This is a genomic window from Streptococcus sp. k-163 (assembly GCF_013277555.1).
Lineage (GTDB): Bacteria > Bacillota > Bacilli > Lactobacillales > Streptococcaceae > Streptococcus.
In genome coordinates this window covers 1-19500 of the sequence record NZ_VMND01000004.1, presented here as the reverse complement: position 1 = coordinate 19500, position 19500 = coordinate 1, and the positions used below count along the sequence as shown (strand labels likewise).

Sequence of the window (19500 nt, the reverse complement as noted above, 5' to 3'; positions counted from 1 at the left end):
TAAGGTGTCTCCTGATATTGTATTATTTCTTTAAATCTACCAAATTTTCATTGATTCGGCGATAGATTGTTGTCAAGTCAAGCAAGCCTTCCTCGACAGCTGGTGTCAATTGATCTTCAGTCATACGCCAAGACCAGTTTCCACCAAGGGTAGATGGGAAGTTCATACGAGCTGCCTCATCCAATTCTAGCAAATCTTGCATAGTTGCAATTGCCATGAAGCTAACTGATGAAAAGACTGTACGAAGCATAGCATGTGGCACTGTTTCGTATTCTTTACGGTTCGTGTAGCGAGCCATGTATTCACGAGTCGCATCATCGATCTCGTTACGGTACCAACCAAGAACCGTATTGTTATCGTGTGTTCCTGTGTACATAACTGAGTTAGCAGGTGCCAAGTGTGGGCTATCGATGCTTTCGTCTTCTGGGTTGAAAGCAAATTGAAGAATCTTCATTCCTGGGAAGCCAGTACGTTCACGCAATTCGATAACTTCGTCTGTCATGAAACCAAGGTCTTCTGCGATGATGTTTAGCTCACCAAGTTCTTCCTTAACGGCTGCAAAGAGCTTGTAGCCAGGACCTTTGACCCATTCACCAGGTGCTGCTGTATCAGAACCAGCAGGGATTTCCCAGTAAGATTCGAAGCCACGGAAGTGGTCGATACGAACGATGTCGTAGATTTTGAAGCTTTCACGCAAGCGTTCAATCCACCATTTGTAACCATCTTTGTCCATTGCTTCCCAGTCATAGATTGGGTTACCCCAAAGCTGACCAGTTGCAGAGAACTCATCTGGTGGGCATCCTGCGATGCAAGTCGCCTTACCGTTGACATCTGTCTTGAAGAGATGTGGATTTGCCCACATATCGCTTGAATCTTCCGCTACGTAGATTGGCATGTCCCCAACGATTTCGATGTGGTTGTCGTTAGCGTAAGCTTTCAATTTCAACCATTGTTGGAAGAAGAAGTATTGAGTCACACGGTGGTAAACCAACTTGTCTGCCAATTGCTCACGGTAGCTTTCAAGTGCTGAAGCTTTACGAACGCGAGCATCTGCATCTGGCCATTCTGTCCAAGCAAGATTGTCAAAATGCTCTTTAATAGCCATATACTCTGCAAAGAGTTCAAGCCATGATTGGTTGTCTTGAACAAATTTCTCAAAATCTTTAACATCTCCTACTTCCAAGAAACGTTTTACCGCTTTTTCTAAAAGAGGACGACGTGCATAGTAGATTTTCGCATAATCAACTTCAGACGCATCGCTACCAAAGTCAACCCCTTCAAGGTCACTTGCTTGCAACAAACCTTGTTCCACCAAGATATCTAAATCGATAAAATGAGTGTTCCCTGCGAAGGCTGAGAAAGATTGGTAAGGAGAGTCTCCGTAACTAGTTGTTCCTAGTGGAAGGATTTGCCAGTAACGTTGTTTTGTGCGAACCAAAAAATCAACGAAGTCGTAAGCACTTTTACCAAATGATCCGATTCCGTATGCTCCTGGAAGAGAAGAAATGTGCATCAACACACCACTTTGACGTTTTTTCATAATAAGCACCTCATGTGTTTATAGTTAGATATTACATTTTTACGAACGCAAACGTTTGCGCTATGATTAGTATATCTCATTTTCTTGATAAATGCAAGCGGTTTTAAATAACTTTTTTGATTATTTTTTAAAAATTTTTTCTTCTTACTCGTATATATATCCTTTCAGGAAACAAACAAAATAGGAATAAGGGTTTCACTTATCTTACTTAAGCAAAAATAAAGTGAGAATTCTCTCTACTTTCCATTTGTAAATTAGGCAATCGTTTTCTCAACTTTTTTAAATTTGAAACAAAACCGATTTTTAAGATTTTCTACTATTTATATGACGATTAAGCGTTTACCATTTTCTACAATTTTTTTATTTTTTTTATAAAAAACACTTGCAACCGCTTTCTGATTGTGTTATACTAGTCCCATAAAGGAAAACGTTTGCGTTTCCTCATTATAAAATTTGTTATTCTTTAGGAGGAATACACTATGTCATCTAAATTCATGAAGAGCGCTACTGTGCTTGGAACTGTTACACTTGCTAGCTTACTTTTGGTAGCTTGTGGAAGCAAACCTGCTGAAAAAGCTGCTGATACTGGTTCATCTGAAGCGAAAGAAATCACTCTTTACGTTGAGGACCAATACAAAGCTTATGCTGAAACAGTTGCTAAAGCTTATAAAGAACAATCAGGAACAACAGTTAACATCAAATCTGGTGACCAACTTGGTGGTCTTGACAAACTTTCTCTTGACAACCAATCTGGTCAAGCTGCTGACGTTATGATGGCTCCATACGACCGTGTAGGTAGCCTTGGTACTGACGGACAACTTTCAGAAGTTAAATTGAGCGACGGCGCTAAAACAGATGATAAAACTAAATCTCTTGTAACAGCTGCTGACGGTAAAGTTTACGGTGCTCCTGCCGTTATCGAGTCACTTGTTATGTACTACAACAAAGACTTGGTAAAAGAAGCTCCAAAAACATTTGCTGACTTGGAAAACCTTGCTAAAGATAGCAAATACGCATTCGCTGGAGAAGATGGAAAAACTTCTGCTTTCCTAGCTGACTGGACAAACTTCTACTATGCATATGGACTTCTTGCTGGTAACGGTGCTTACGTATTTGGACAAAACGGTAAAGACGCTAAAGATATCGGTCTTGCAAACGACGGTTCTATCGCAGGTATCAACTACGCTAAATCTTGGTATGAAAAATGGCCTAAAGGTATGCAAGATGGTACAGCTGCTGGAAACTTAATCCAAACTCAATTCCAAGAAGGTAAAACAGCTGCTATCATCGACGGACCTTGGAAAGCTCAAGCCTTTAAAGATGCTAAAGTAAACTACGGTGTTGCAACTATCCCAACTCTTCCAAACGGAAAAGACTACGCAGCATTCGGTGGTGGTAAAGCTTGGATCATCCCATCAAGCACTAAAAACCTTGAAGGCGCACAAAAATTTGTAGACTTCCTTGTTTCAACTGAACAACAAAAAGCCTTCTACGATAAGACTAACGAAATCCCAGCTAACACTGAAGCACGTTCATACGCTGAAGGTAAAAACGATGAGTTGACAACAGCTGTTATCAAACAGTTCAAAAACGCTCAACCAATGCCAAACATCTCTCAAATGTCTGCAGTTTGGGAACCAGCTGCTAACATGCTCTTTGACTCTGTAAGTGGTAAGAAAGATGCTAAAACAGCTGCTAACGATGCTGTAACATTGATCAAAGAAACAATCAAACAAAAATTTGGTGAATAAAAAAATTTGTTCAAGGGGGGTGGAATTCAAATCCCCCTTTGAATTTATCAATAGAAAACATATATAGTTTGGGTTTTAATTAGAAACCAGTATCCTATGAAAGGAGTTATTATGGAAAAGCAACAACCTAGTAAAGCAGCCCTGCTGTCTATCATTCCTGGGTTAGGACAGATTTACAATAAGCAAAAAGCCAAAGGTTTTATCTTCCTTGGTGTAACCCTTGTCTTCGTCCTTTATTTCCTAGCACTTGCAGCCCCTGAATTGAGCAATCTCATTACTCTTGGTGACAAACCAGGTCGTGATAATTCCCTCTTCATGCTGATTCGCGGTGCCTTCCATTTAATCTTTGTAGTCGTTTATGTGCTCTTTTATTTCGCAAATATCAAAGATGCACATACAATCGCAAAACGCATTAACAATGGTATTCCAGTTCCACGTAGCCTCAAAGATATGATCAAAGGAATCTATGAAAATGGTTTCCCTTACCTCTTGATCATTCCATCTTATGTTGCCATGACTTTCGCGATTATCTTCCCAGTTATCGTAACCTTGATGATCGCCTTTACTAACTATGACTTCCAACACTTACCACCAAACAAATTGTTGGACTGGGTTGGTTTAACCAACTTTACGAACATCTGGAGTTTGAGTACCTTCCGTTCTGCCTTCGGTGCCGTTCTTTCTTGGACTATCATCTGGGCTTTGGCTGCCTCAACTTTACAAATCGTCATCGGTATCTTCACAGCTATCATTGCTAACCAACCATTTATCAAAGGAAAACGTATCTTTGGTGTTATTTTCCTTCTTCCTTGGGCTGTCCCAGCCTTCATCACTATCTTGACATTCTCAAACATGTTTAATGATAGTGTCGGTGCTATTAACACTCAAGTATTGCCAATCTTGGCTAAATTCCTTCCTTTCCTTGATGGTGCTCTTATTCCTTGGAAAACAGACCCAACTTGGACTAAGATTGCCTTGATTATGATGCAAGGTTGGCTTGGATTCCCATACATCTACGTTTTGACTTTGGGTATCTTGCAATCTATTCCTAACGACCTTTACGAAGCAGCTTATATTGACGGTGCCAATGCTTGGCAAAAATTCCGCAACATCACTTTCCCAATGATCTTGGCCGTTGCGGCACCTACTTTGATTAGCCAATACACCTTCAACTTTAACAACTTCTCTATCATGTACCTCTTCAACGCTGGAGGACCTGGTAGTGTCGGTGGTGGAGCTGGTTCAACCGATATCTTGATTTCATGGATTTACCGTTTGACAACAGGTACATCTCCTCAATACTCTATGGCGGCAGCTGTTACCTTGATTATCTCTATCATTGTCATCTCAATCTCTATGATCGCATTCAAGAAACTACACGCATTTGATATGGAGGACGTCTAAGATGAATAACTCAATCAAACTCAAACGTAGACTGACTCAAACCCTTACTTATCTTTACCTGATTGGTCTATCAATTGTGATTATCTATCCACTTTTGATCACTATCATGTCAGCCTTCAAGACTGGTAACGTAGTAGCCTTTAAACTAGACAGCAACGTCGACTTTAGTTTTGCTAACTTCCAAGGGCTCTTCTCTGAAACCTTGTACGGTACTTGGTACCTCAACACTTTGATTATCGCCTTGATTACCATGGCTGTCCAAACAAGTATCATCGTACTTGCTGGTTATGCCTACAGCCGTTACAACTTCTTGGCTCGTAAACAAAGTTTGGTCTTCTTCTTGATCATCCAAATGGTGCCAACTATGGCCGCTTTGACAGCCTTCTTCGTTATGGCGCTTATGTTGAATGCCCTTAACCACAGCTGGTTCCTCATCTTCCTCTACGTTGGTGGTGGTATCCCGATGAATGCTTGGCTCATGAAAGGCTACTTCGATACAGTGCCAATGTCTCTAGACGAATCTGCAAAACTAGACGGTGCAGGACACTTCCGCCGCTTCTGGCAAATTGTTCTTCCACTTGTTCGCCCAATGGTTGCCGTACAAGCCCTCTGGGCCTTCATGGGACCTTTTGGGGACTACATCCTCTCTAGTTTCTTGCTTCGTGAGAAAGAATACTTTACTGTTGCCGTAGGTCTCCAAACCTTCGTTAACAATGTGAAAAACATGAAGATCGCTTACTTCTCAGCAGGTGCTATCCTCATCGCCCTTCCAATCTGTATTCTCTTCTTCTTCCTACAAAAGAACTTTGTTTCAGGACTTACAAGTGGTGGCGACAAGGGGTAATATACCCCCGCCACCCTTTTTCATTTTGGAGCTTGTGACTATAAAAATATCCTTGTAGCAAGCAATTTGTCTCCTAGACTTGAAATAAAGCACATTTCTCTATATAATAATACTCATATAGAAAACACCTTTTAGAAAGATACAAATGCTTCCATATCCATTTTCTTATTTTTCAAGTATTTGGGGATTTCGTAAGCCCCTGTCCAAACGTTTCGGGCTCAACTGGTTTCAACTGCTCTTTACCAGTATCTTCCTTATCAGCTTGTCCATGGTACCCATTGCCATCCAAAACAGCTCCCAGAAAACTTATCCGCTAGAAACCTTTATCGATAATGTCTATGAACCTCTGACAGATGAGGTTGTTCAGAATCTCTCTGAACATGCTGCAATTGTTGATGGCAAATTAACATATACTGGAACAGCTAGTCAAGAGCCTTCTCTTGTGATCGGTCCAAGCAAAAGCAAGGAATTACCTAAAGGCTTGCAACTGCATTTCGATACGAATGAGCTTGTCATCAGCAAGGAAAGTAAAGAACTGACCCGCATCTCTTACCAAGCGATTGAGACTGAGAGTTTCAAAAGCAAGGACAGCTTGACCCAAGCAATTTCCAAAGACTGGTACCAGCAGAATCGTGTCTATATCAGTCTCTTCCTAGTTCTCGGTGCGAGCTTCCTCTTTGGTTTGAATTTCTTCATTGTCTCTCTAGGAGCTAGTCTTCTCCTTTATATCACTAAGAAATCACGCCTCTTTTCATTTAGAACCTTTAAAGAGTGCTACCATTTTATCTTGAACTGTTTAGGATTACCAACTCTGATTACGCTTATTTTGGGATTATTTGGCCAAAATATGACAACTCTCATCACTGTACAAAACATTCTTTTTGTTCTATATCTGGTCACTATCTTTTATAAAACGCATTTCCGTGATCCAGATTACCATAAATAGGAGATTTTTATGCCCGTTACGATTAAAGACGTGGCCAAGGCTGCTGGTGTTTCGCCTTCAACCGTAACCCGTGTTATTCAAAATAAATCAACCATTAGCGACGAAACGAAAAAACGCGTTCGCAAGGCTATGAAGGAACTCAATTACCACCCCAACCTCAACGCTCGTAGTTTGGTAAGCAGTTATACCCAAGTTATCGGCTTGGTCCTTCCCGACGACTCAGACGCCTTCTATCAAAATCCTTTCTTCCCATCTGTCCTCCGTGGTATTGCCCAAGTCGCTTCTGAAAACCACTATGCTATTCAGATTGCAACAGGGAAAGATGAAAAAGAGCGTCTTAAAGCTATTTCACAGATGGTTTACGGCAAACGTGTGGATGGTTTGATCTTCCTTTATGCCGAAGAGGAAGATCCCTTGGTCAAATTGGTAGCTGAAGAGCAGTTCCCCTTCCTCATTCTAGGAAAATCCATTTCACCCTTTATCCCTCTTGTCGATAATGACAATGTCCAAGCTGGTTTTGATGCAACCGAATATTTCATCAAAAAAGGATGTAAACGAATTGCCTTTATCGGAGGTGCTAAGAAACTTTTCGTTACACAAGACCGTCTAACTGGTTACGAATCTGCGCTCAAGCAATACCAACTGCCTATTGATGGAAATTTAACCTATTTTGCAACGGAGTTCCTAGAAGAAAAAGGGTATCAATTTAGCAAGCTCCTCTTTCAGCATGATCCACAAATCGATGCTATCATCACAACCGATAGTCTCCTAGCTGAAGGGGTCTGTGATTATATCACAAAGCACCAACTGGATGTCCCTGTTCTCAGCTTTGACTCGGTCAATCCCAAGCTCAACTTGGTAGCCTATGTCGATATCAATAGTTTAGAGCTTGGTCGTGTTTCCCTTGAAACTATTCTCCAGATTATTAATGATAATAAAAACAATAAGCAAATTTGTTACCGTCAGTTGATTGCCCACAAAATTATCGAAAAATAAAAACCAGCTCACGCTGGTTTTTTTAGTCATTATACTCAATGAAAATCAAAGAGCAAACTAGGAAGCTAGCCGCAGGTTGCTCAAAGCACAGCTTTGAGGTTGCAGATAAAGCTGACGCGGTTTGAAGAGATTTTCGAAGAGTATTAATTATCTGTTTCAACGAATCGTCCCAGAATATGAACATTCTCCGATACCGATACAAAGGCACTTGGATCGACTTGTTTCATAATGAGTTTAAATTCATTAAACTCTGCACGTGTAATGACAGTGATTAAAACTGCCTTTTTCTCGTGATTATAGGTTCCTTCTGCATCGTGGATCATAGTTGCTCCGCGGTGCAATTTTTTATGGATTTTTTCAATTACCTTGTCTGGATGATTGGTCACAATCATAGCCTGCATCCGTTTTTGCTTGGTAAAGACAGCGTCTGTTACACGGCTAGAGACAAAGATGGTAATCATAGAGTAGAGAGCGTATTTCCAACCAAAGGTCAAACCTGCTATCAGCATGATAGTCCCATTGACCAAGAAAGAAATACTACCGACATTCTTACCCGTTTTCTTGCGAATAGTCAGACTGACAATATCCGTCCCACCACTGGAGATGTTGTTTCGAAGAGCAAAACCAATCCCCAAGCCCATGACAACACCCCCAAAAAGGGCATTGATAATAGGATCCTCAGTCAAAGTCGCTACAGGCACAAACTGAATAAAGAAGGAACTCATGGACACCGTGATAAAGGTAAAAACCGTGAACTTATGCCCAATCTGATACCAAGCTAAAACCATCAAAGGAAAATTAATAGCGTAGAAAGCCAATGAAATTGGAATATGAAAACCAAACCAGTGATTACTCAAGGCAGAGATAATCTGTGCCAGACCTGTCGCACCACTCGAATACACATGTCCTGGTTGGAAAAAGAAATTGACCGCTACTGCTGATAAAAAACCATAGACCAGAGAGGCCGAAATCTTCTCATCATATTTTTCGCGAGAGATGCTTTGTAAGACACGTAAAATTTTTATCTGATGAGCAAAGCGGCGCAGATAATAGCGCCATCGCTTAATTCGTTTTGCTTGTTTCATCTTCTTCTACTTGTAAGCTAAGTTCCTCTAGTTGTTTGAGAGCTACTGTTGAAGGAGCTTGTGTCATTGGGTCACTTGCCTTGTTGTTCTTAGGAAAGGCAATGACTTCACGGATATTTTCTTCTCCTGCTAAAAGCATGACAAATCGGTCAAGCCCGATAGCCAAGCCACCGTGTGGTGGGAAACCATAGTCCATGGCTTCAAGAAGGAAGCCAAACTGGTCATTTGCTTCTTCAGATGAGAAACCAAGAGCCTTGAACATACGTTCTTGAAGATCTTTTTGGTTGATACGAAGGCTACCTCCACCAAGCTCATAACCGTTTAAGACGATATCGTAAGCAATGGCACGAACCTTAGCCAAATCACCTTCTAATTCGTGAGCTGTTTCTTCCTGTGGTAAAGTAAATGGATGGTGGGCGCTCATGTAGCGACCTTCTTCTTCAGACCATTCAAACATTGGCCAGTCAACCACCCAAAGGAAGTTGAATTTATCGTTATCAATCAAACCAAGCTCTTTGGCAATACGTCCACGAAGGGCACCGAGCGTTGCATTGGCCACTTCAAGCGTATCTGCCACAAAGAGAACCAAGTCCTTCTCTTCAAGAGCAAGCGCTGTTGTCAATTCTGCTTGGATGCCTGTCAAGAACTTGGCAACTGGTCCGTTTAATTCTCCATCAACAACCTTGACCCAAGCAAGACCTTTAGCACCGTACTGTTTGGCTACTTCCGTCATCTTGTCAATGTCTTTACGTGAGTAGTTATCTGCTGCGCCTTTGACTACAATTGCTTTTACAGCAGGTGCTTCTGAAAAGACTTTAAAGTCTACACCTTTAACCACTTCTGTCAAGTCCTGAAGCAACATGTCAAAACGAGTATCTGGCTTGTCAGAACCGTACAGAGCCATGGCATCATCGTATTTCATACGAGGGAATGGAAGCGTTACTTCGATTCCTTTTGTTTCTTTCATCACACGCGCAATCAATCCTTCTATGATGTCTTGGATTTCTTGCTCAGTAAGGAAAGACGTTTCCAAGTCGACCTGGGTAAACTCAGGTTGGCGGTCTCCACGCAAGTCCTCATCACGGAAACATTTGACGATTTGGTAATAACGATCAAAACCAGCATTCATCAAGAGCTGCTTAGTGATTTGTGGACTTTGAGGAAGAGCATAGAAATGCCCTTTATTAACACGAGATGGCACCAAATAGTCACGCGCCCCTTCTGGCGTTGACTTAGAAAGGAATGGTGTCTCCACATCGATAAACTCCAACTCATACAAGTAGTTGCGGATAGAGTGGGTTACCTTAGCACGAAGTTTCAGATTTTCCAACATCTCTGGACGACGAAGGTCAAGGTAACGGTAACGCAAACGTGTATCGTCATTAGCCTCAATCCCATCCTTAATCTCAAATGGGGTTGTCTTAGCTGTATTCAGCACTGTCAGAGCTGTCACGTTTAACTCAACTGCACCAGTTGGTAACTTATCATTGGCTTGCTCACGCGCAGCGACCTGACCAGTCACCTCGATAACAAATTCGCTACGAAGGCTTTCAGCTGTTGCCATGACCTCTGCAGAGACTTTTTCAGGGTTGATAACCAGCTGCATGATTCCTTCACGGTCACGAAGGTCGATAAAGATCAAACCACCAAGGTCACGACGACGGCCTACCCATCCTTTCAAGGTAATTTCTTGTCCGATGTGTTCCTCACGAACACGACCAGCATACATACTACGTTTCATTGTTTCTCTCCTCTTTTATTCTGTTACTATTTTACCATAAAAGCGCAGGCTCTTCATGAAAATCATCAGAAAAGTTTGCCTGACTTTAAAAATCAGGTAAAGTCCATAAAAATTAGCACCAATAAAAAATCCGATGAACACTTCACCGGACTCTTTTATTTTGAATTGTTGCCTGCTTTGCGCTTTTCAGCAATTTCGGCTGCCTTTCTCGGCAAGACAATTTCCGTTATGTAAGCTGTCCCAAAGCGCAAGACACCTGCAATAGGGGCAAAGACAACTGCTAGATGACTATAGAAGAAATCGCCCTTAAAGGCATAAGCTAGCGCTCCAATGATGAAAAATAGAACGACTGCTTGAATCACTGCTAATAAAATTACTCGTTTCATGTGACCTCCTGACTCTATTATAGCATGAGAATCATCAAAAAGCCGACTAAATTATTCAAAGCGTGGAGAGAAATACTGTAGACCAGACCTTTTCTGCTAATATAAGCCAAGCCCAAACTAAAACCAAGGCTAAAATAGACAAAAAATTGTTGCACATCACCTGGGAAATGAAATAAGGCAAACAGAAGACTGGATACCAGAAGAAAAATCAGAGTTTGTTTACTACTGTCCTGCTTAGGAAAGAGGTAGCGTGCTAACATCCCTCTAAAGATAAGTTCTTCCGTCAAAGGAGCAAAAATAACGACCGCAAAGAATGAGAAAAGTGGTTGAGACAAGGTCAAGTCTGTCGCTATTTGCTGATTTACTGAAGGATCATTTGGCAAGAAAAACTGGACAACCAGAGATAAGAACCAAACCAAGGCAGGAAGCCAAATAAATCGGTTGAAGCCACTCTTCTCAATACGAACAGGAGCTTTCTGATACCATTTGTAAATGCCGTACACATAAACTCCAGCCAAGGCCACATAGAGCAAGGTCACAGCATAGGGTGAAGCGCCTAAGGCAAGCGACGTAGTCGCGAGCACCTGAATGAAGCCATAGATGAATAAAAAGGATAGAATGGCTAGAAGAAACCAGCCAAGGTTTTTAAGTAGTTTCATAAAGTTCTCCTATTTGAAATAACGTTTTACCATAGGTAACTGCATCACATTGATATAAACATGGATTGCTCCTACAAGCAAGAAAGCTAGTAACTGAATCTCTCCTGTCAAGAAAGAAATGATAAAAAGAAAAATATATAAGGCTGGTAAGACATACTGATTTAATTGGAATAAAATCCGAAAACTCTGTTCCAAATTAGCCTTGCGCTCCCCTTCATCGTAAGAATCGAAATAGTCCAAGACATCCTTTGGCGTAGAGAAAAATGCCAAATCAAACTGACGAACAATCGCAATGGTCTTAAAAAGATATTTTTGAACATTGAAAACCAACACTAATAGCAAAAAAGAAAGAGATAAGGTTAGAAAGCTTCCATTTAGTATAATCACTTCACTTCCTGCAATGAAGAGAGCCAATAAAATTGCTACGTTTGCAATATTAAAAGCAATGGTTCCAAACTCAAGATTACGATACATTTGCACATAATAGGTTTCATTCAGATCATCATCCATTTCCTCTTGATACAAGGAGTGAAATTTTCTGCTTTTCTTTAAGAAATTGAACGTCAAAAGAATGCTAATGAAACCTATCAGTAAACAAATAGCTGATAGCCATGGTATCAAGACTTTTACTTCTAACATAATTCCGTGGGATTCGGCACGTGCTTTAAACATCCCTACAAACATGCCCAAGAAAGCTCCCAAGACAACAGACATTAAAAATAACAATCCATGCTTCTTTTTCATATTCATTCTCCTTATTCACTTGCTAAATTTTTGGATTTCTTTTCAATCCAGTCGATTACTGGTATGAGGGCAAAATAGGCCCAAATAAATTGGTCACTGTAATAGAGATCAAACCATCCTAGATTTGCTCCAATTAGTAGACACACGCTGACTAATAGAGCTATAGCAACTACATAATAGATCACTTTATACTTGTTCATCACTCATCCTCCTCTAAGCGAAATACCGATTCGACTGTTTCGTTGAAAATTTGAGATATTTTCAGGGCAATGATAATGGACGGGGTGTATTCGTCCCGTTCTAGTAGGCTAATGGTCTGCCTGGAAACTCCTGCCAGTTTGGCTAGGTCGGTTTGATTGAGACCATCGCGAGCTCGAAGCTCTTTTAGACGATTTTTTAGTTGCATGTTACACACCTACTTTCCGTCAAATTCAACAGTTTGGATATCCTCAATGCGTTGTAGTTTGAATTTTTCTTTTCCTTTTTTATCAACACGACGTAGCTTGACCCATTCCTCATCAACATCCACAACTTCCCAGTTATCTGTTCCAAAAACTTGTCCAACGATTGTCGGTGTTTTCCCAATCAATTCTTTTAAAATTCTTGACATTTCTTTATTTCCTTTCTGTTTTTGCTCAATTCTTTTGATTTTATTCTCTAGTTTCTTGACCTTTTGGGAATGGTAGATATAATACATAATCACAAGAGGTACAAATCCTAATGCCCACATAATCGTTCCTTGCTCCTTTTCTCTTAACTTGCTTACATTGTAACACATCTTTTTCTTTTTGACAATCATATTTGTCAAAAAGTCTATGATTTTTGTCATTTTGCAAAAGAAAAAGGTCAGGAGTAAGTTCCTGACCAGTTTATCTATCATTAAAAGCCTAATTTTTCAAAGATTTCTGAGAAGTTTTGGCTCATTGCCTCAAGTGACACTTGAACTTCTTCTCGAGTTTGGTTGTTCTTAACTGTCACTTGTCCGCTTTCGACTTCACTCTCTCCTAAGGTGATGAGGGTCTTAGCCGCAAAGACATCGGCTGACTTGAACTGAGCTTTGAGCTTACGATTGAGGTAATCACGCTCTGCTTTGAATCCTTGTTGGCGAAGGGCTTGCACCAACTCCAAGGCCTTGACATTTGCTCCATCTCCCAAGACTGCGATATAGACATCTAGGGTGTTTTCGATAGGGAGAGACACACCTTGCTTTTCAAGAATGAGAAGCAGACGCTCTGCACCAAGTCCAAAACCAAATCCAGCAGTTTCAGGGCCACCAAAGTAAGCAACCAAGCCATCGTAACGACCACCCGCACAGACTGTCAAGTCATTGCCCTCAATCTCAGTGATAAACTCGAAAATCGTGTGGTTGTAGTAGTCCAGACCACGCACCATATTGGTATCGATGATATAGTCTACTCCAAGATTTTCCAACATCTGACGCACAGCATCAAAATGAGCTTGACTTTCTTCATCAAGGAAGTCCAAGATAGAAGGCGCATTCTCTACTGCTACCTTGTCTTCTTTTTCCTTAGAGTCCAAGACACGGAGAGGATTTTCCTCCAAGCGACGTTGGCTATCCTTAGACAAGGTTTCCTTGAGCGGTGTCAAATAGTCAATCAAGGCTTGACGGTAAGCCGCACGGCTCTCAGGATTTCCAAGAGTGTTGAGGTGCAACTTTACACCTTGGATACCAATTTCTTTCAAGAAATGAGCTGCCATAGCGATGGTTTCCACATCGGTAGCTGGATTGCTAGAGCCAAAACACTCAACACCAATCTGGTGGAACTGGCGTAAACGCCCTGCCTGTGGACGCTCATAACGGAACATAGGTCCCATGTAGTAGAACTTGCTTGGCTTTTGCACTTCTGGAGCGAAAAGTTTATTTTCCACATAGGAACGGACAACGGGCGCAGTTCCTTCTGGACGGAGGGTAATATGGCGGTCACCCTTGTCATAAAAATCGTACATTTCCTTTGTTACGATATCCGTCGTATCTCCGACAGAGCGACTGATGACCTCGTAATGCTCGAAAATAGGCGTGCGCACTTCTGCATAGTTATAGCGCTTGAAAATCTCACGGGCAAAGCCCTCAACGTACTGCCACTTGGCAGATTCAGCAGGTAAAATATCCTGCGTTCCTTTTGGTTTTTGTAATTTCATAGGGAATCCTCTTTAAACTTAATAGTCTTATTTTACCATAAATAGAAGGATTAAAACAGTAAGAAAAAAATCAGGATTTAGATATCATTTTTGAGATTAAGACCTGTCAAAAGAATAGCCAGCAAGGAAAAACCAACAAATAGCATCCAAGTCAACTGTATATTCCATACGGCTATAAGTGAAAAACAAGCTGTTCCCACAGGTACGGATAAGGTAAACAATAAACCTAAAAAATTACTGGTACGAGCTAGAACCTCTGGAGCTAGATTTTTCATGAGCATGGCACTAATCTTTGGTGAAACTTTGCCAGACACATACAGAGTTAAAAAGAGAAATAGCAAACCAAGCACGACTTGATTGAATACGTTAGCCAAACCAATTAGAGTGAGCCCTACGGTAGCCCACATCATCAATCTAGGCAAGGACTGCTTCCCAAAATAATCATTGCCCGTAAGGCTACTAATGATGATTGCTAACAAAGCACAGAATTGACTGATAAATAATGCCTCTGTATAAGAAAAATTCAAGAGAGAATGGCTCAAAAAGAAGATATTGTAGATGCCTCCTAAGGAACCACCCAAGGCATTGATAAGTAAGACAGCAAAGATCATGAATCCAAAGTTTTTCTGTCCACCTTTAAGAAAAACGAGACGTAAATTTCGGTAAATTGTTAGGAACTGATCTTTGATAGAAAGCTTCTCATTTTTCAGTGATTCACCATCAGCAGATGAAATTGACAGGCTCAATTTGCTTTTTCCTAAAAAGAGAACAGAAGCTGATACGAGGAAAAAACAGGCATTGATTCCCGCAACGAGAGAAAAATTGTTGACCGATAGACCTAAGAGCCAGACTCCAAAAGCTTGACCACCAATAGCTGAAATATAGGTGATGAACTGGGAAAAAGAGTAAGCCTCCATCAAATCATCTTCAGCTACTTTTTCCTTAATAAGAGGCATGCGCAAACCACCAGCAAAATCACTGATAACATCACTAATGACATTGATTAAACACAGGCTAGAAAAGGCAAAGAGACTAGCTTGCTGGACAACTAGGGCTGCTAGAAAAAATAAAACCGCCTGAAAGAAACCGCTATAGACCATCCATTTGACCTTGTCCCTCGTGTAATCTGCCCGAATCCCTACAAAAACTGTAAAGAGAGTCGGAAGAATCATGACAATATTCGCCATAGCAACAGCAAAGGAGGCCTGTGGCAAGGTCGATGCATAGACGATAAATACCAGGTTAAAAATTGAAGCACCAAAAGCATTGAAGAAGCGTGACAAAGTCAAGAGACGATAAGCTTGATTTCTGAACAATAGTTTCATAGGTAATCTCCCTTCTTGTTCGAAGTTTTATGTGAAGTATGACTATAGTATAGCACTTGGAAATTCTAGAGGAAAAACTTTTGAATATATGCAACAAACAAAATGAGCAAAAAGAAACGATAGAATCTCTCCAGTGACATGAGAGGGGTCAATAGTTCTATCGCTTAAAATTTTAAATTATTTCCTTGGTTTGCAGATATTCAAGAATCGGTCGTATTTCTATAGTAATCGGCAGATTTATTACAGCCAAGCATCTCAAAAATACGGACAGCATCTTCCATCTTTTTCTGGCCTTGCTTAACTCTACCTTGCTTGCTATCAAGGAGACCCTCTGCCCACAAATAGACAGTTCGGAAATAGGTTTCATTTTCATTGTAGAAATGCTCTTCGATAACACGTTTAAAATAATAGGCATTGGTAAATTCTTCACACTCAATGCTGGCTAAAAAGCCATTCAATAGTATCGTATGAAAAAGGTTTCGATTGCCAGACATTTCCATTAGAAAATCAGATTTACGTACCATCTCTCTAACATACCTTGTGAAAAGAGAAACAGATAAAAATGGTGAACTGACTGAAAATAAATTGAGTTCATAGATTCCCCAAATCTCGGTAGAAAACAAATAATCATGAAGGACTTTCCCTTCCTCTGCTGTTAACTCTACCCTTTCATCCATGCTCTTCATATAAGATTTGATAAGAATGGCATTTAGAATATGTTTCTGTTTGTTTTGAGAACGGGCATGCTTTTGATACTCCTTGCGATACAAGTCTTCAAGAGGTGCTATATTCTTTGGATCCAAGACATCTATGATTTCTTTTCTCAGCTTTGAATCTGTATCATACTGGAACCCTCTCGCCAGAAAAAGGATTTCCTCCACACTGGCAGATATATTTCCCAGAGCAAATAGAAACTTTTCCACCGAAAGTTCACTCTGACCAGTTTCAAAGCGGGATAACATGGACGGCGAAAATTGTCCCCCAGTTGCTTGTCTCAGCGAGATATGTCTTGACTCTCGTAGTTGTCTAAAGACTTTTCCAATCTGCTCCATAAACTTCCCCTTGATTCCCTGTTTTCTTTATATTATCATATTTTTTCAGAAAAATCATCAAAAACTTGCCAAATTGTCAGAATTATGAGAAAATAGAGGATATTTATCACGTGGAGGGACTGTAATGAGAGAGGATATCAAAATCAATGACCGCGCTTTGGCCTTACAAGACCAAATTATCGAAAAACTAGAGAAGATTTTTGACACAGATGTGGAATTGGATGTTTACAATCTAGGGTTGATTTATGAAATCAATCTGGACGAAACAGGCCTCTGCAAGATTGTCATGACCTTCACCGATACTGCCTGCGATTGCGCCGAAAGCCTGCCTATCGAAATCGTGGCAGGTCTCAAACAAATCGAGGGGATTGAAGATGTCAAGGTTGAAGTTACCTGGTCGCCTGCCTGGAAGATTACACGAATCAGTCGCTACGGCCGCATTGCCCTTGGACTGCCACCTCGTTAAGCAGGCAAATCACTTTTGAAGATGAAAAAAAGCAAGCCGAAGATGGCTTGCTTTTTGAGTTTATTTTTTACCTGACTTGTCCATATTCCAGAAGTCTGTCACGGCTCCGCGTGAAGCAGATGATACGATGTGGGCATATTTACCGAGGACACCACGACTGTAAAGTGGTGGCAAGGTTGTTTCTGCCTTGCGTTTTTCAAGTTCTTCTTCGGATACGGCCATAGAAATTTCTTTAGTATCTTGGTCAACCGTAACGATATCGCCTGTACGAAGGTAGGCAATCGGTCCACCATCCTGAGCTTCAGGAGCAATATGTCCGACAACAAGACCATAAGTACCACCAGAGAAACGGCCATCCGTCAAGAGGGCAACCTTGTCTCCTTGACCTTTACCAACGATCATTGAAGAAAGTGACAGCATCTCAGGCATACCAGGACCACCCTTAGGCCCAACGAAACGAACAACGACTACATCGCCATCAACGATTTCATCTGTCAGAACAGCCTGAATAGCATCTTCTTCTGAGTCAAAGACCTTAGCTGGCCCAACGTGACGACGTACTTTAACACCTGATACTTTAGCAACCGCACCATCAGGGGCAAGGTTCCCGTTCAAGATGATAAGCGGACCGTCTGCACGTTTTGGATTTTCAAGTGGCATAATGACTTTTTGACCTGGTGTGAGGTCTGCAAAATCAGCCAAATTCTCAGCAACTGTCTTACCAGTACATGTGATGCGGTCTCCATGAAGGAAGCCATTCGCCAAGAGATATTTCATAACCGCAGGGACACCACCGACTTCGTAGAGATCTTGGAAGACATACTGACCAGAAGGTTTCAAGTCGGCCAAGTGAGGCACACGTTCTTGGATCGTATTGAAGTCCTCAAGTGACAAGTCAACATTTGCGGCATGGGCAATGGCAAGCAAGTGAAGAGTGGCATTTGTAGAACCACCAAGAGCCATAGTTACAGTGATAGCATCTTCAAAGGCTTCACGAGTCAAGATGTCTGATGGTTTGAGACCAAGCTCCAGCATCTTAACAACAGCTCGTCCTGCCGCTTCGATATCTTCTTTCTTATCAGCTGATTCAGCTGGGTGAGAGGATGAACCTGGCAAACTCATACCGAGAACTTCAATAGCAGTCGCCATGGTATTAGCAGTGTACATACCACCACAGCCACCAGGGCCAGGGCAGGCATTACATTCGAGACGCTTCACATCCTCAGCTGTCATATCACCATGGTTCCATTTTCCGATACCCTCAAAAACAGAAACCAAGTCGATGTCTTTGCCATCAAGATTTCCCGGTGCAATGGTTCCACCATAGGCGAAAATAGCTGGGATATCCATATTGGCAATGGCAATCATAGAACCAGGCATGTTCTTGTCACAGCCACCGATAGCGACAAAGGCATCCACGTTGTGACCACCCATAGCTGCCTCGATAGAGTCCGCGATGATATCACGAGATGTCAAAGAGAAACGCATACCAGGCGTTCCCATGGCAATTCCGTCCGCTACCGTGATAGTCCCAAACTGCACAGGCCAAGCACCTGCAGATTTGACACCTTCTTTGGCTAATTTCCCAAAATCATGCAAGTGAATGTTACATGGTGTATTTTCCGCCCAAGTCGAAATCACTCCCACAATCGGTGTTTCAAAGTCCTTATCTGTCATACCAGTCGCACGAAGCATGGCACGGTTTGGTGATTTTACCATGCTGTCATAAATGCTACTGCGGTGACGTTTATCTAATTCAGTCATTTGTTCCCTCCCATTTCAGTTTTTACTATTATAGCACATTTTAAAAGCAATGAACAGAAGAAAATTCTTGAATTTTCAGAAAATTTCGATTAATTTGGTTAAATGGCTTCTATTTTTTTCATCTTTTTTTGTCAAGTAACTTTACTTTACAAAAAAAATGTGTTATTCTAATATGGTTGATGAAAATCAGTAGATTGAATCGAATATAAATACCTAAAGGAGAAATCAAAATGGCAGTACCTGCACGTCGCACTTCAAAAGCGAAGAAAAACAAACGTCGTACACACTACAAAGTAACAGCTCCATCTGTAAACTTTGACGAAACTACTGGAGATTACTCACGTTCTCACCGTGTATCACTTAAAGGATACTACAAAGGACGTAAAATCGCTAAAGCTGCATCAGCTGAATAATAGAAGGGAGATACCATGCGCGTAAATATTACACTTGAACACAAAGAATCTGGTGAACGCTTGTACCTTACTTCTAAAAACAAACGTAACACTCCAGACCGTCTTCAATTGAAGAAATACTCACCAAAACTTCGCAAACACGTTGTGTTTACAGAAGTTAAGTAAGCATTCAATACGAATCAATACAGAAGAAAAACGCTGATTTTGAACTGCACCCCAAAAGT

Annotated in this window: 21 protein-coding genes; 8 read left to right on the top strand and 13 right to left on the bottom strand. The window is 41.1% G+C overall.

Annotation, left to right across the window (positions count from 1 at the left end; translation table 11 throughout):
• Positions 1-22 precede the first annotated feature (22 nt).
• Entirely contained in the window at positions 23-1540 is a 1518-nt protein-coding gene (malQ, locus tag HT731_RS01195; protein WP_173277315.1) for a 4-alpha-glucanotransferase, read from the bottom strand.
• A gap of 479 nt (positions 1541-2019) precedes the next feature.
• On the opposite strand from malQ, the gene HT731_RS01190 reads away from it, so the two are divergent.
• The 5 genes from HT731_RS01190 to HT731_RS01170 all read left to right on the top strand — a co-directional run bounded on the left by HT731_RS01190 (position 2020) and on the right by HT731_RS01170 (position 7481).
• Positions 2020-3291, top strand: coding sequence for an extracellular solute-binding protein (locus tag HT731_RS01190; protein ID WP_125451571.1), 1272 nt, complete (start codon positions 2020-2022; stop codon positions 3289-3291).
• Between the two features lie 111 nt (positions 3292-3402).
• Positions 3403-4695, top strand: a complete 1293-nt coding sequence (locus HT731_RS01185; RefSeq protein ID WP_173277313.1) for a sugar ABC transporter permease — start codon at positions 3403-3405, stop codon at positions 4693-4695.
• A gap of 1 nt (position 4696) precedes the next feature.
• On the top strand, positions 4697-5539 hold the full coding sequence (locus HT731_RS01180; protein WP_173277311.1) for a sugar ABC transporter permease: 843 nt from the start codon (positions 4697-4699) through the stop codon (positions 5537-5539).
• Positions 5540-5684: 145 nt separating this feature from the next.
• Complete coding sequence (locus tag HT731_RS01175) at positions 5685-6485, top strand: DUF1189 domain-containing protein (protein ID WP_173277309.1); 801 nt, start codon at positions 5685-5687, stop codon at positions 6483-6485.
• Positions 6486-6494: 9 nt separating this feature from the next.
• Positions 6495-7481 carry a LacI family DNA-binding transcriptional regulator gene (locus HT731_RS01170; RefSeq protein ID WP_049550595.1) on the top strand — a complete coding sequence of 329 codons (987 nt, stop codon included), beginning with the start codon at positions 6495-6497 and terminating at the stop codon, positions 7479-7481.
• A gap of 143 nt (positions 7482-7624) precedes the next feature.
• Here the strand turns inward: HT731_RS01170 and HT731_RS01165 are convergent, their stop codons facing one another.
• From HT731_RS01165 to HT731_RS01115, 11 genes are all read right to left on the bottom strand, one after another.
• Entirely contained in the window at positions 7625-8566 is a 942-nt protein-coding gene (locus HT731_RS01165; RefSeq protein ID WP_173277307.1) for a YitT family protein, read from the bottom strand.
• Positions 8544-10307 (bottom strand): aspartate--tRNA ligase, encoded by a 1764-nt coding sequence (gene aspS / locus HT731_RS01160; protein ID WP_173277305.1) that lies wholly within the window; start codon positions 10305-10307, stop codon positions 8544-8546. The genes HT731_RS01165 and aspS overlap by 23 nt, the downstream gene beginning before the upstream one ends.
• A gap of 155 nt (positions 10308-10462) precedes the next feature.
• Entirely contained in the window at positions 10463-10693 is a 231-nt protein-coding gene (locus HT731_RS01155) for a hypothetical protein (RefSeq protein ID WP_173277304.1), read from the bottom strand.
• Positions 10694-10710: 17 nt separating this feature from the next.
• Complete coding sequence (locus tag HT731_RS01150; RefSeq protein ID WP_173277302.1) at positions 10711-11352, bottom strand: type II CAAX endopeptidase family protein; 642 nt, start codon at positions 11350-11352, stop codon at positions 10711-10713.
• Positions 11353-11361: 9 nt separating this feature from the next.
• Positions 11362-12102, bottom strand: a complete 741-nt coding sequence (locus tag HT731_RS01145; protein WP_173277300.1) for a DUF3169 family protein — start codon at positions 12100-12102, stop codon at positions 11362-11364.
• A 5-nt stretch (positions 12103-12107) separates the two neighbouring features.
• Positions 12108-12296, bottom strand: coding sequence for a hypothetical protein (locus HT731_RS01140; RefSeq protein ID WP_173277298.1), 189 nt, complete (start codon positions 12294-12296; stop codon positions 12108-12110).
• A complete protein-coding gene (locus HT731_RS01135; protein WP_001176227.1) occupies positions 12296-12502 on the bottom strand; it encodes a helix-turn-helix transcriptional regulator in 207 nt (68 codons plus the stop codon). Before HT731_RS01135 ends, HT731_RS01140 begins: the two co-directional genes overlap by 1 nt.
• 9 nt (positions 12503-12511) lie before the next feature.
• A complete protein-coding gene (locus HT731_RS01130; RefSeq protein ID WP_173277297.1) occupies positions 12512-12976 on the bottom strand; it encodes a hypothetical protein in 465 nt (154 codons plus the stop codon).
• Entirely contained in the window at positions 12976-14256 is a 1281-nt protein-coding gene (gene hisS, locus HT731_RS01125) for a histidine--tRNA ligase (RefSeq protein ID WP_173277295.1), read from the bottom strand. Before hisS ends, HT731_RS01130 begins: the two co-directional genes overlap by 1 nt.
• 77 nt (positions 14257-14333) lie before the next feature.
• Entirely contained in the window at positions 14334-15581 is a 1248-nt protein-coding gene (locus HT731_RS01120) for a transporter (RefSeq protein ID WP_173277293.1), read from the bottom strand.
• A gap of 200 nt (positions 15582-15781) precedes the next feature.
• Complete coding sequence (locus HT731_RS01115; RefSeq protein ID WP_173277291.1) at positions 15782-16633, bottom strand: Rgg/GadR/MutR family transcriptional regulator; 852 nt, start codon at positions 16631-16633, stop codon at positions 15782-15784.
• A 124-nt stretch (positions 16634-16757) separates the two neighbouring features.
• Between HT731_RS01115 and HT731_RS01110 the strand changes: the two genes are divergently transcribed.
• On the top strand, positions 16758-17099 hold the full coding sequence (locus HT731_RS01110) for a metal-sulfur cluster assembly factor (RefSeq protein ID WP_173277288.1): 342 nt from the start codon (positions 16758-16760) through the stop codon (positions 17097-17099).
• A gap of 60 nt (positions 17100-17159) precedes the next feature.
• Here the strand turns inward: HT731_RS01110 and ilvD are convergent, their stop codons facing one another.
• Positions 17160-18863 carry a dihydroxy-acid dehydratase gene (gene ilvD, locus HT731_RS01105; RefSeq protein ID WP_000137343.1) on the bottom strand — a complete coding sequence of 568 codons (1704 nt, stop codon included), beginning with the start codon at positions 18861-18863 and terminating at the stop codon, positions 17160-17162.
• A 230-nt stretch (positions 18864-19093) separates the two neighbouring features.
• On the opposite strand from ilvD, the gene rpmF reads away from it, so the two are divergent.
• On the top strand, positions 19094-19276 hold the full coding sequence (rpmF, locus tag HT731_RS01100; protein ID WP_000290417.1) for a 50S ribosomal protein L32: 183 nt from the start codon (positions 19094-19096) through the stop codon (positions 19274-19276).
• Positions 19277-19291: 15 nt separating this feature from the next.
• On the top strand, positions 19292-19441 hold the full coding sequence (rpmG, locus tag HT731_RS01095; protein ID WP_001265622.1) for a 50S ribosomal protein L33: 150 nt from the start codon (positions 19292-19294) through the stop codon (positions 19439-19441).
• Positions 19442-19500: the final 59 nt, after the last annotated feature.

Excerpts from the sequence above, each read along its gene's own strand:
- malQ (WP_173277315.1), bottom strand. The coding sequence starts at position 1,540 with ATGAAAAAACGTCAAAGTGGTGTGTTGATGCACATTTCTTCTCTTCCA.
- HT731_RS01190 (WP_125451571.1), top strand. The coding sequence starts at position 2,020 with ATGTCATCTAAATTCATGAAGAGCGCTACTGTGCTTGGAACTGTTACA.
- HT731_RS01185 (WP_173277313.1), top strand. The coding sequence starts at position 3,403 with ATGGAAAAGCAACAACCTAGTAAAGCAGCCCTGCTGTCTATCATTCCT.
- HT731_RS01180 (WP_173277311.1), top strand. The coding sequence starts at position 4,697 with ATGAATAACTCAATCAAACTCAAACGTAGACTGACTCAAACCCTTACT.
- HT731_RS01175 (WP_173277309.1), top strand. The coding sequence starts at position 5,685 with ATGCTTCCATATCCATTTTCTTATTTTTCAAGTATTTGGGGATTTCGT.
- HT731_RS01170 (WP_049550595.1), top strand. The coding sequence starts at position 6,495 with ATGCCCGTTACGATTAAAGACGTGGCCAAGGCTGCTGGTGTTTCGCCT.
- HT731_RS01165 (WP_173277307.1), bottom strand. The coding sequence starts at position 8,566 with ATGAAACAAGCAAAACGAATTAAGCGATGGCGCTATTATCTGCGCCGC.
- aspS (WP_173277305.1), bottom strand. The coding sequence starts at position 10,307 with ATGAAACGTAGTATGTATGCTGGTCGTGTTCGTGAGGAACACATCGGA.
- HT731_RS01155 (WP_173277304.1), bottom strand. The coding sequence starts at position 10,693 with ATGAAACGAGTAATTTTATTAGCAGTGATTCAAGCAGTCGTTCTATTT.
- HT731_RS01150 (WP_173277302.1), bottom strand. The coding sequence starts at position 11,352 with ATGAAACTACTTAAAAACCTTGGCTGGTTTCTTCTAGCCATTCTATCC.
- HT731_RS01145 (WP_173277300.1), bottom strand. The coding sequence starts at position 12,102 with ATGAATATGAAAAAGAAGCATGGATTGTTATTTTTAATGTCTGTTGTC.
- HT731_RS01140 (WP_173277298.1), bottom strand. The coding sequence starts at position 12,296 with ATGAACAAGTATAAAGTGATCTATTATGTAGTTGCTATAGCTCTATTA.
- HT731_RS01135 (WP_001176227.1), bottom strand. The coding sequence starts at position 12,502 with ATGCAACTAAAAAATCGTCTAAAAGAGCTTCGAGCTCGCGATGGTCTC.
- HT731_RS01130 (WP_173277297.1), bottom strand. The coding sequence starts at position 12,976 with ATGATAGATAAACTGGTCAGGAACTTACTCCTGACCTTTTTCTTTTGC.
- hisS (WP_173277295.1), bottom strand. The coding sequence starts at position 14,256 with ATGAAATTACAAAAACCAAAAGGAACGCAGGATATTTTACCTGCTGAA.
- HT731_RS01120 (WP_173277293.1), bottom strand. The coding sequence starts at position 15,581 with ATGAAACTATTGTTCAGAAATCAAGCTTATCGTCTCTTGACTTTGTCA.
- HT731_RS01115 (WP_173277291.1), bottom strand. The coding sequence starts at position 16,633 with ATGGAGCAGATTGGAAAAGTCTTTAGACAACTACGAGAGTCAAGACAT.
- HT731_RS01110 (WP_173277288.1), top strand. The coding sequence starts at position 16,758 with ATGAGAGAGGATATCAAAATCAATGACCGCGCTTTGGCCTTACAAGAC.
- ilvD (WP_000137343.1), bottom strand. The coding sequence starts at position 18,863 with ATGACTGAATTAGATAAACGTCACCGCAGTAGCATTTATGACAGCATG.
- rpmF (WP_000290417.1), top strand. The coding sequence starts at position 19,094 with ATGGCAGTACCTGCACGTCGCACTTCAAAAGCGAAGAAAAACAAACGT.
- rpmG (WP_001265622.1), top strand. The coding sequence starts at position 19,292 with ATGCGCGTAAATATTACACTTGAACACAAAGAATCTGGTGAACGCTTG.